The sequence below is a fragment of the Gulosibacter sediminis genome, assembly GCF_030011715.1.
Lineage (GTDB): Bacteria > Actinomycetota > Actinomycetes > Actinomycetales > Microbacteriaceae > Gulosibacter > Gulosibacter sediminis.
This window is the reverse complement of record NZ_JASCYH010000058.1, coordinates 1-9,553: the sequence shown is the minus strand read 5'-3', so window position 1 is coordinate 9,553 and position 9,553 is coordinate 1. Positions and strand designations below refer to the sequence as shown.

8 protein-coding genes are annotated in these 9,553 nt (G+C 67.2%); 5 read left to right on the top strand and 3 right to left on the bottom strand.

Annotation, left to right across the window (positions count from 1 at the left end; translation table 11 throughout):
• Positions 1-61: 61 nt before the first annotated feature.
• Positions 62-2,212 (bottom strand): ATP-dependent Clp protease ATP-binding subunit, encoded by a 2,151-nt coding sequence (locus QM019_RS12060; protein ID WP_282853201.1) that lies wholly within the window; start codon positions 2,210-2,212, stop codon positions 62-64.
• A gap of 251 nt (positions 2,213-2,463) precedes the next feature.
• On the opposite strand from QM019_RS12060, the gene QM019_RS12055 reads away from it, so the two are divergent.
• A complete protein-coding gene (locus QM019_RS12055) occupies positions 2,464-3,066 on the top strand; it encodes an SRPBCC domain-containing protein (RefSeq protein WP_282826085.1) in 603 nt (200 codons plus the stop codon).
• 88 nt (positions 3,067-3,154) lie between these two features.
• Here QM019_RS12055 and QM019_RS12050 read toward each other — a convergent pair whose 3' ends face one another.
• On the bottom strand, positions 3,155-4,582 hold the full coding sequence (locus QM019_RS12050) for a maltokinase N-terminal cap-like domain-containing protein (protein ID WP_282853200.1): 1,428 nt from the start codon (positions 4,580-4,582) through the stop codon (positions 3,155-3,157).
• Between the two features lie 111 nt (positions 4,583-4,693).
• On the opposite strand from QM019_RS12050, the gene QM019_RS12045 reads away from it, so the two are divergent.
• Positions 4,694-5,212 (top strand): 8-oxo-dGTP diphosphatase, encoded by a 519-nt coding sequence (locus QM019_RS12045; protein WP_282853199.1) that lies wholly within the window; start codon positions 4,694-4,696, stop codon positions 5,210-5,212.
• Here QM019_RS12045 and QM019_RS12040 read toward each other — a convergent pair.
• Complete coding sequence (locus QM019_RS12040; RefSeq protein ID WP_282853198.1) at positions 5,209-6,261, bottom strand: class I SAM-dependent methyltransferase; 1,053 nt, start codon at positions 6,259-6,261, stop codon at positions 5,209-5,211. The genes QM019_RS12045 and QM019_RS12040 overlap by 4 nt on opposite strands.
• 163 nt (positions 6,262-6,424) lie before the next feature.
• Here QM019_RS12040 and QM019_RS12035 point away from each other — a divergent pair, with 163 nt between their 5' ends.
• The 3 genes from QM019_RS12035 (at position 6,425) to QM019_RS12025 (ending at position 9,338) form a co-directional block, all read left to right on the top strand.
• The gene (locus QM019_RS12035) at positions 6,425-7,657 is read left to right on the top strand and encodes an NAD-dependent epimerase/dehydratase family protein (protein WP_282826081.1); all 1,233 of its coding nucleotides are present in this window, start codon (positions 6,425-6,427) and stop codon (positions 7,655-7,657) included.
• Positions 7,658-7,665: 8 nt separating this feature from the next.
• Complete coding sequence (locus QM019_RS12030; RefSeq protein ID WP_282853197.1) at positions 7,666-8,895, top strand: glycosyltransferase family 4 protein; 1,230 nt, start codon at positions 7,666-7,668, stop codon at positions 8,893-8,895.
• 110 nt (positions 8,896-9,005) lie between these two features.
• The gene (locus QM019_RS12025) at positions 9,006-9,338 is read left to right on the top strand and encodes a hypothetical protein (protein ID WP_125107503.1); all 333 of its coding nucleotides are present in this window, start codon (positions 9,006-9,008) and stop codon (positions 9,336-9,338) included.
• The last annotated feature ends 215 nt before the right edge of the window (positions 9,339-9,553 follow it).

Genomic DNA, 9,553 nt, shown 5'->3' with positions numbered 1-9,553 from the left:
GTTTTTGTAGTTCTGGCGGTGCCAGAACTACAAAAACCGACCACTCAACTGCTTGAGGGCACTAGCGGACGGGGTTGAGCTGGAGGGAGTTGTGGTCCGAGGCGACGCGCACCTTGACGGTGTCGCCGTCGTGCACCTCTCCCGCCAGGATCGCCCGGGCGAGCCGGTCGTCGATCTCGTGCTGCATCAGGCGACGCAGCGGTCGGGCGCCGTAGATCGGGTCGTAACCGCGCTCGGCCAGCCACTCGCGCGCATCCTCGTCGACGTCGATCCGCAGACGACGCTCGGCGAGCCGGGCCTCGAGGGTGCGGATGTTGAAGCCGACGATGCGGGCAAGCTGCTCGCTTGAGAGCGCATCGAACACGACGAGCTCGTCGAGCCGGTTGAGGAACTCGGGCTTGAACGACTTGCGCACGACCCCGAGCACTTCCTCGCGGCGCTGCTCGGGAGTGAGCAGCGGGTCGACGAGGAACTGCGAGCCCAGGTTCGACGTGAGAATCAGGATGGTGTTGCGGAAGTCAACCGTGCGGCCCTGGCCGTCGGTGAGCCGCCCGTCATCAAGCACCTGCAGCAGCACGTCGAACACCTCGGGGTGTGCCTTCTCGATCTCATCGAACAGCACGACCGAGTACGGGCGTCGCCGCACCGCCTCGGTGAGTTGGCCGCCCTGCTCGTAGCCGACGTAGCCCGGAGGCGCACCGACGAGCCGTGCGACCGAGTGCTTCTCGCCGTACTCCGACATGTCGATGCGCACCATGGCGTGCTCGTCGTCGAAGAGCAGCTCGGCGAGCGCCTTCGCGAGCTCGGTCTTGCCCACGCCCGTGGGGCCGAGGAACATAAACGAGCCGGTCGGCTTCGTCGGGTCGGACACCCCGGCCCGCGAACGACGAATCGCATCCGAGACCGCCTTGACCGCCGCATCCTGCCCGACGACCCGCTCGTGCAGTTCGTCCTCGAGGTGCAGCAGCTTCTCGCGCTCCGACTGCATGAGCCGACCGACGGGAATGCCCGTCCACGCGGCCACGACCTCGGCGATGTCCTCCTCGGTAACTTGGTCGTTCACCATGCGCGCCTCGTTCTGCTCGGCGGCCTCGGCCTGCGCCACCTGGCGCTCGAGTTCGGGGATCTCGCCGTAGAGCACGCGGCTCGCGAGCTCGAGGTTACCCTCGCGCTGCGCCCGGTCGGCCCGGATGCGCGCATCGTCCAGTTTCGACTTGAGGTCACCGACGCGGTTCAGATCGCTGCGCTCGGCGTCCCAGCGCGCCTGCAGCGCGTCGAGCTCAGCCTGTCGAGCGGCGATGTCTTCGCGCAGCTTCGCAAGTCGCTCCTTCGACGCGTCGTCGTGCTCTTTCTTCAGCGCGAACTCCTCGAGCTTCATGCGCTCAAGCTGCCGCTTGAGCTGGTCGAGCTCGAGCGGCGACGAGTCGATCTCCATCCGCAACCGCGACGCGGCCTCATCGATGAGGTCGATGGCCTTGTCGGGCAGTTGACGGGAGGGGATGTAGCGGTTCGAGAGGGATGCCGCGGCAACGAGCGCCCCGTCGCTGATCGCGACCTTGTGGTGCGCTTCGTACCGCTCCTTGAGCCCGCGCAGGATCGCAATCGTGTCTTCGACGCTCGGCTCGTCGACGTAAACCTGCTGGAAGCGACGTTCGAGCGCTGAGTCCTTCTCAATGAACTCGCGGTACTCGTCGAGGGTCGTCGCGCCGATGAGACGCAGCTCACCGCGCGCGAGCATCGGCTTGAGCATGTTCGCCGCCGAGACGCTCGATTCGCCGCCACCGGCACCCATGAGCGTGTGCAGCTCGTCAATAAAGGTGATGATGCGGCCTTCGCTCGAGACGATCTCGTCGAGCACCGCCTTCATTCGCTCTTCGAAGTCGCCGCGGTACTTCGCGCCGGCGAGGATCGCCGACATGTCCAGCGAGATGACGTCCTTCTCTTTCAGCGACTCGGGCACGTCGCCAGCGACGATGCGCCGGGCGAGCCCTTCGACAACGGCGGTCTTGCCGACACCGGGTTCGCCGATGAGCACGGGGTTGTTCTTGGTGCGGCGCGTGAGCACCTGGCTGATGCGCCGAATCTCACTGTCTCGCCCGATCACGGGGTCGAGCTTGCCGGCGCGAGCGATGTCGGTGAGGTTGACACCGAAGCGTTCGAGGGCTGACTGGCTTTCCTCATCGGGAGCCTGTGCGCCTTGCATGTTGGCCATTAGTGTCTCCTTTCGCTGATCTGAATCACAACTTGAGCGGACTTGACTCAAGTTTACGACTTTGTCCAGGCCGCGCAAGCATTTGAGCTGAGGTTTTCCTGCGCAACACGCCCACCCATCAAGGAAACCCTGCCACCTCGTTAACCTCCTGTTAACCTAGTGTTCAAGCAGCGGTCATCACTGCTCCTGTTGCGAACCCGCAACAGCCCAAACATCTGCCAAATGGCAGCCAGAAATAGGAGGCGACAACAATGGCTGAAATCATCGGCAAGATTGGTCGCGAATCTGGCGGCTTTCGAGTTGTGTTCGACATCGATTCACAGTTCGGTCGCCGCGAGCTCTGGCGCGCGATTAGTGACCGTGACGCCCTCGCATCGTGGCTTGGAACGTTCTCGCACGACCTCGTGGCGGGTAACCACTTCACTGTGGAGTACCTTAACGATTCGCACTACGACATCGAGGGCAAGGTGCTCGAGTTCGAGCCGCTACGCGCCCTCGACTACGAGTGGAAGTTCGGGAGCTACCCGGCCTCGAACATTCGCTTCGACCTCGAGAACGGCCTCGTCGGCGGCACGCATCTGCGACTGACAGTGTCGGGGCTCGACGAAGACGACGTCGTGCGCGCGGCATCGACCTGGCACGCCCAGCTCGAGTTCCTGCGCCTGTTCCTCAATGACATCCCCGTGCCGGCCTACGCGCTGCGCTTCCGCCGCGATGAGCTTCTCGCCGCGTACGACCAGCAGGTGCGCAACTTCGGCACCGCACTGACGGACACCGATGCCGCGTCGCCGAGCACGCCAGCGCACCGAAACCCCATGGTCTCGGTACTCCACGCGCACTCGTACCTCGCGTAGCGCCTGAGCCACGACCCGGTGGGCGTCGCAGCACTTGCTGCGGCGCCCACCGTTCGTTTCCGGCTCGAGGCCAGGCGGATGCGCGAGGCTAGTGGCGCGCAGAGCGCTCGGTGAGCCGGCGCACGGCCAGCGCGGGAATCGTGAGCCAGTCGGGTCGGTGCCGGGCCTCGTAGATTACTTCGTAGACGGCCTTGTCGAGTTCGTACGCGATGAGCACGGCCTCGAGGTCGGCCTCGCCCGGCGCATCCTCACCCGCCTCGACCGCGACGAGCGCGACGAGGCCGTCGGTGTACCCCTGCAAGAAGGAGGCGCGAGCTGAGTCGGCCCAGGCTCGCGCGACCTCGCGCCCCGCGCGCACCGACAGCGCGCCCGAGACGTAGTCGAACGAGCGGAGCATGCCGGCGAGGTCGCGCTGCGGCACGTCGGGTGAGTTGCGCTCGGCGAGCGGGCGCAGCGGCTCGCCCTCGAAGTCGAGCAGCACCCAGCCGCGGTCGGGCACCGCGAGCACCTGGCCGAGATGGAAATCGCCGTGGATGCGCTGCAGCAGCGGCCAATTCGCGCGGCGCGCCCGCTCATAGACGTCGTCGACCGACTGCACGAGCGACTCGAGCTCGGGCAGCACCTCGACCGCGAGGCCGAAGCGCGCGCGCATCTGCTCGACCGCGGCATCGACGTCGTCCTGCTCCGGCTCGACGACCGGCATGACGCGACCGAGCGTCGTGTGTACCTCGGCCGTCGCCTCGCCGAGCGAGTGCGCGAGCTGCGAGAAGTCCTCGCCCGACTCGGCGGCCCGCAGGGCGACCCGCCAGGCGTCCTCGACGCCCGCGAAGAACTCCTGCGCGAACGCGAAGTGCCCCGAGAGCCGACCGAGCTGCGGGTCTAACCACGAGCCCGAGACCTGCCCGAACGTTGGCGGCACGCGCAGCGAGCCGGCCGCCGCGAGCGCGGTCTGCAGCGTCACGTCGGGATTGTCGCCGCCGTGCAGGGTGCGGAAAACCTTGATGATGAGTGGCACGGCGGGCTCGCCACCGTCGTCGCGCAGCTCGCAAATAATCGAGGTGTTCGACTGCTCGCCGCCGAGCACCCGCGACGACGCAAAGCGGTGCGCCCGCGCACCCGGCATCGGCTGGCCGTACGCCTCGACCGCGCTGTCACCGGCGCCGATCGAGCTGCCCTCGTCGGCGACGAGCGACATCAGGGCACGCGTGAACGCGGGGTCGTGCGGGCCGTCAACGAGCGCCGCGCGGTCGCCGTGCTCGGTCGCCGCGCCGATGTAGCCGAGCGGCTCGACCGCGGCGTCGATGTCGCGCACGACAAGCGGCACCTGGTAGGTCTGCGCGTGCTCGAGCGCGGCGTCGCGCACGAGGGCGACGGTGATGAGCCGCACGCCGGAGTCGTGCTCCGACGCGCTCAGTTGGTAGCTGCCAAGCAGCTCGAGCCGCTCGGGTCGGGCGTCGCCCGCGAACCACCGCTGGTTCGGCAACCAATCGCTGAGCAGATCCAGAACTTCAGACATAGAGGGTCCTCACTCGTGTGACGTGCACTGCCCAGCGTAGTTGGCGAGTCCGAGCGCGACCGTCGAACCGGGGAGTGTTGCCGCGGCGCATCCTGGAATATGCTCATCGCTATGGCACTGCCACAGGTCTGCGTCACCTATTTACTGCGCGATGGCGCGCAGGGAACCGAGGTGCTGCTCGGACACAAGAAGCGCGGGCTCGGCGTCTCGAAGATCGTCGGCCTCGGCGGCAAACTCAAGTTCGGCGAGCACCCCCGGGTGGCGGCCGTGCGCGAGATCGAAGAGGAGGCGAACCTCTTCGTCGACCCGAACCAGCTGCGGCACGTTGCGCTGCTCACCTACATCTTCGGCAGTAAGCCGGCGCTCTCGCAGGAGTCGTGGGTGTACCTCTGCCGCGATTGGATCGGCGAACCAGCCGAGTCCTCCGAGATCGCGCCCGTGTGGTTCCCGCTCAGCGACCTGCCGCTCGACAACATGTGGTCGGATGCCCAGTACTGGCTGCCGCGAGCGCTGCGCGGCCAGTTCATCCGCGCGAGCTACATCTTCGGCAACGACCTCAACACGGCGGTCGCCTCGGACGACCCCGACACAGGGCTGCCGCGCCTGCCGCCGCCCGGCACCGTCGACTAGCGGGTCGTTGCCGTCACGGTGAACTTGCTCGTGCGCGCGAGCTGCCGCGTGGGTCCGACGATGCGCTCGAGGTGCTCGCGGTGGCGCAGGTGCGAGTTGAACACTGTGACGAGGGTGCCGCCCGGCCGCAGCATGCGCCGCGCCGCGCGGAAGAGCTCGTTTGCCATGCCCTTCTCGACGTCGCGCCCCTCGTGGAACGGCGGGTTGAGCAGTACGAGGTCGCAGCTCGCATCGTCGATGCCGGCACCCGCGTCGCCGCGTACCACCGTGATGCGCCCGTCGAGCCCGTTCGCGGCGGCGGTTGCGGCGGCGGATGCGCAGGCCGCCCAGCTGCGGTCGGTCGCGATCACCTCAGCGTCGGGCAGCCGCTTCGCGAGCCAAGCGGCGAGGAGACCCGTGCCACAGCCGAGGTCGACGACCCGTCTCGCGTCGAGGTCGTCGACGTCGAGCGCCTCGATGAGCGCGCGGGTGCCGATGTCGTAGCCGGTGCCCGCGAACGCGGCGCCATGGGCTGCGACGGTGAGGTCGAGGTCGTCGATGCGCGCCTCGCGCGGGTAGCTCAGTTCGGCGGCGGGCTTTGGCTCGGTGCCGACGATCGCGCGCGCCTTGCGCAGGCCGCGCGTGGCCCGCACCTGGGCGAAGTGGCGCTCGAACTGCTCGTTCATCGAGCGGGTGAGGTGCTTCTCGCGGCCGGCGAGCATGAGCGTGACGCCCGGCGCCGCCTTCGCCGCGACGGTTTCGGCGATCTCGTCGAGCTCAGCGAGCGACTTCGGCAGCAGGCCGAGCACAAGCTCCGCGCCGTCGAACAGCTCGCCGTCGAGCTCGGCACACTCGGTGATGGCCGCGTGCTCGAACACGTCGCGCGCCTCGGGGCTCACACCGGCGTCGCTGAAGACCCGGATGCTCGGGCGCGCCTCGCCCGGCAGCTCGGCGAGCGCGCGGGCGAAGTCGAGCTGCGCATCCTCGACGATCGCGACGGTGCGCGGGAGGTCTTCGAGCTGGGTGATCCCGAGCTCGTGCAGGACGACGTCAACTTCCGGTGCACTCATTGCAGCATCCTGTCACGCTGCGGCCCCCGACGTGCCGAGGCGATGGGGGCCGCGCGACTTCATAGTCCGTTAACTGGGCCCCGTAGCATGGACGGAGTTTCCGTATCCCGTCGCTTTACCGCGCGACGCTGGGACTCGGATCCGCGACAAACCAGGAGAACACGTGAAGATCGCAATTCTCGGTGGCGACGGCTTCTGCGGCTGGCCCACTGCCCTGCACCTGTCGAACGCTGGCCACGACGTTGTCATTGTCGACAACCTCTCGCGCCGCCGCATCGACGAAGAGCTCGGCGCGAACTCGCTGACCCCCATCGCCCCCATCGAGGAGCGTCTCGCGGTGTGGAAGGACGTTTCGGGCAAGGACGTCACGTTCAAGAACATCGACGTCGCGCAGGACTACGACGCCCTGCTGCAGCTCATCGTCGACGAGGAGCTCGAGGCGATCGTGCACTTCGCCGAGCAGCGCGCCGCGCCGTACTCGATGAAGTCGCCGTGGCACAAGCGCTACACCGTCGACAACAACGTCAACGCAACGAACAACGTGCTCACCGCGATTGTCGAGTCGGGCCGCGACGTGCACCTCGTGCACCTCGGCACCATGGGCGTCTACGGCTACGGCACCGCCGGCATGAAGATTCCCGAGGGTTACCTCGGCGTCGAGGTCGTCAGCGATGAGGACGAGAACGGCAACAAGGTCGAAGAACACCGCGTCAGCCAGGAGATTCTCTACCCGACCAACCCGGGCTCGGTGTACCACCTCACCAAGGTGCTCGACCAGAATATGTTCGCGTACTTCGCGAAGAACGACCAGCTGCGCATCACCGACCTGCACCAGGGCATCGTGTGGGGCACGAACACCGCCGAGACCGCCCTCGACGAGCGCCTCATCAACCGCTTCGACTACGACGGCGACTACGGCACGGTGCTCAACCGCTTCCTCATGCAGGCGGCCGTCGGCTACCCGCTCACAGTGCACGGCACAGGCGGCCAGACCCGCGCGTTCATCCATATTCAGGACACGGTGCGCTGCATCGAGATCGCGCTCACGAACCCGCCGAAGCGCGGCGACCGCGTCATGATCTTCAACCAAATGACCGAGACGCACCGTGTGCGCGACCTCGCCGAGCTCATCGCGAAGATTGCGGATGCTCGGGTCGAGAACGTGCCGAACCCGCGCAACGAGGCGGCCGAGAACGAGCTGCACGTGCGCAACGACACGTTCCTCGACCTTGGCCTCAACCCGACCAAGCTTGCCGAAGGCCTGCTGCTCGAGGTCACCGACATCGCGCGCAACTACGCCGACCGCGCCGACCTGTCGAAGGTGCCGGCCACCTCGCTCTGGACGCAGAACCAGCACGCGGGCGTGCCCGCGTCGGTCGCCGCCGACACCAAGTAGGCGTCGGTATGCGGATCGCGCTGTTTACGGAGGTCTTCCTGCCGAAGATCGACGGCGTGGTCACTCGGGTGCTGCGCACCATCGAGCAGCTGCGCGATCTCGGGCACGAGGTGCTCGTGTTCGCGCCCGGCAACGCGCCCTCGAACTATGCGCAGCACCGAGTCGTGCACGTGAACTCGGTGCCGATGCGCCCTTGGTACCCCGAGGTCAAGGTCGGCATCCCGACGCCGAACATTGCGCGCCAGATGGAGGAGTTCGCGCCGCACGTCGTGCACCTGGTCAACCCCGTCGCGCTCGCCGCGTACGGCGCGCTGAGCGCGGCGCGGCGCGATCTGCCGATGCTCGCGAGCTTCCACACCGACACCCCGAAGTACGCGGATGCGCTCGGGCTCGGCGCGATCCGCAAGGCCGGCACCTCGTACATCCGCAAGATCCACAACCTCGCCGAGGTGAACCTCTGCACCTCGCCGCAGATGGTGGAGCGGGCGCAAGCGCTCGACTTCGAGCGGGTCGATCTCTGGCCAAAGGCGATCGACACCGACTCCTACCGGCCCGACAACGCGTCGCTCGAGACCCGCAGCATCCTCACCGACGGGCATCCAGCCGACAAGCTCATGGTCTACGTCGGGCGCATGTCGAAAGAGAAGAACCTGCGCGCCCTCCTCGAGCCGATTCGCCGACTCGGCGCCGAGGGCGTGCGGCTAGCCATGGTCGGATCGGGCCCCGATCGCGACGAGCTTGAGCGCGACTTCGCCGGCACGAACACGGTGTTCACCGGCTACATGTCCGGCGCCGCGCTCGCGTCGGCGTTCGCGTCGGCTGACGTCTTTGCGTTCCCCTCAACCACCGAAACGCTCGGCTTCGTTGCCCTCGAGTCGATGGCGTCGGGCGTGCCCGTCGTCGGGGCGCGAGCCGGGGGCATCCCGTTCGCCGTGCCCGAGGGGGTCGGCGGCCTACTGTTTAATCCCGACTCGGCCGTGGACTTCGAGACCCAGCTGCGGCGCCTGCTGTTTGACGACGAGCTGCGCACGCAGATGGGACGGCAGGCGCGCGAGGAGGCGCTGCGCAGCTCGTGGCGTTCGGCGACCGAGTCGCTCGTCGACTTCTACGAGCTCGCGATCGACCGCCACTGGCGGCGCGCCAACACGCTGTCGACGTACTCGCGACCCATGCGCTTGTTCGGCAAGCCCCTCCCCCGGCCCACCGACCTGCCCGGCAGCCTGACGCACCGCGACTAGCGCATCCGTACATCCCAGGGCCGACATCTCGCGCGCCAGCGGTTGATTTTGCATCGGCGCCGCGCCCGAACGGTCACGAGGCGCGCTCAGGTTCTTTTAAGCTGTGACGCATGAACATCAAACTTCGTCGCCTCGCCGTCATCCCCATGATCGGCGCCGCCCTCGCCCTTACCGCCTGCTCGGGTGCCGCTGAGCGCCCGACCGCCGACGAGCTCAAGTCGACCATCGAAGAAGAGCTCGGCAGCACGACGACCGGCCTCGACGCCGAAACGCAGGACGCGTTCCTCGACTGCATCTCGCAGGGCCTCGTCGACTCCGACCTCTCGGACGACCTGCTCGCCAAGGCCGCCAACAACGAGTACGGCACCGACGAAGAGCGCGCCGAGTTCGAGGCCGTCGTGACCGACGTCTCAACCTCCTGCGTCGACGAGACCATCAACTAGTCTCCTCGTTTGCCAGCGCGAGCGGCACGGCCCACGGTCGTGCCGCTCGCGCTGCGTTAGCTGTACTTCCCTGGCACGTTGTGAATGGCCGACGCATGCGAAGACCTCCAGGCAGGACGTGCTTGAAGACGCTCGCCGCACAGGGGGTTGGGGGGGGGGGGGGGGGGGGTGTTTGTGGGGGGGTGTGAAAAAAAAAAAAAAAAAAAAAACAAACA